Consider the following 1,269-nt stretch of genomic DNA (forward strand, 5'->3'; position numbering starts at 1 on the left):
TGATCGGCCCCCACCGAGTGGTCCGGGTTTGATGTTAGTGCATTCGTTCCTCCGCCGCCATGCCCGCCCGTAGGTGGAGCGAAGCGAAGCCGGAGGGCGGGCATGGCGGCATTGCCGTCTCTGGGGCCGGTGGGCGGTAGCCCAGGCTCGAGTGCGGTCGTGCGGTGTTGTAATGCCGCCGCCAGGCCTCGATCAGCACTCGGGCCTCAGCCAGCGTGTAGAAGATCTCGCCGTTCAGGAGTTCGTCGCGGAGCGTGCCGTTGAAGCTCTCGTTATAGCCATTCTCCCACGGCGAGGCAGGCGTGATGTAGAGCGTCTTCACGCCCACCTGGCGCAGCCACGCCTGCACCGTGTTGGCGACAAATTCCGGACCGTTGTCCGATCGGATATGCGCCGGCGGCCCGCGCCGCACGAACAGATCGGCCAGCGCCGCCAGCACGTCGTCGCTTTTCAACTTGCGGGCGACGACCATCGCAAGGCACTCGCGGCTGGCCTCGTCGATGATCGTCAGGATGCGAAATTTCCGGCCTTCATGCGTCCGCCCTTCGACGAAATCATACGCCCAGACGTGCCCCGGGTATTCCGGCCGGAGCCGCACGACCGATCCGTCGTTCAGCCACAGCCGGCCGCGCTTCGGCTGCTTCTGCGGTACCTTCAGCCCCTCGCGGCGCCAGATACGCTCCACCCGCTTGCGGTTCACCCGCCAGCCGGAATCGCGCAGCAACGCCGTCACCCGGCGATAGCCATAGCGGCCATATGTCCGGGCCAGCTCGATGATGTCTTGGGTGAGCGCGTCCTCGTCGTCGGCCCCGCGCGGCGCCTTGCGCTGCGTCGATCGGTGCTGCCCGAGCACCCGGCACACCCGGCGCTCCGACACCCACAGTTCCTTGCGGACATGATCGATGCAGCGCCGCCGCCGCGCGGGGCTCAGAAGTTTCCCCGCGCTGCCTCCTTCAGGATCAGCTTGTCCAGCGTCAGGTCCGCCACCGCCCGCCGCAGCCGTGCATTCTCGGTCTCGAGTTCCTTCATCCGCCGCGCTTGGTCGACCTTCAGCCCGCCAAACTCCTTGCGCCAGCGGAAAAACGTCTGCTCCGTAACCCCGATCCGGCGGCACGCATCCGCCACCGTCCCGCCCTGCGCCTGCACGATCTCCGCCTCACGCAGCTTGCCGATAATCTCCTCGGTCGTGTGCCTGCGACCTGCCATCCCAATTCTCCTTCGGGTTCCAGACTATGATACAATCTGGACCACTCAGAAGGGGGCAGCTCA

At 66.4% G+C, this 1,269-nt stretch carries 1 protein-coding gene; it reads right to left on the reverse strand.

Annotated features, from left to right (window positions below; all coding sequences use genetic code 11):
* Positions 1-34: 34 nt before the first annotated feature.
* Positions 35-1,206, reverse strand: a protein-coding gene (locus GON01_RS15460; RefSeq protein ID WP_157028297.1) for an IS3 family transposase whose coding sequence is annotated in 2 segments (ribosomal slippage) — positions 35-942 and positions 942-1,206 — 1,173 coding nt in all. Because the reading frame shifts where the segments join, the coding sequence is not laid out codon by codon here.
* Positions 1,207-1,269: the final 63 nt, after the last annotated feature.

It is taken from the genome of Sphingomonas horti (assembly GCF_009753715.1).
GTDB lineage: Bacteria > Pseudomonadota > Alphaproteobacteria > Sphingomonadales > Sphingomonadaceae > Sphingomonas_B > Sphingomonas_B horti.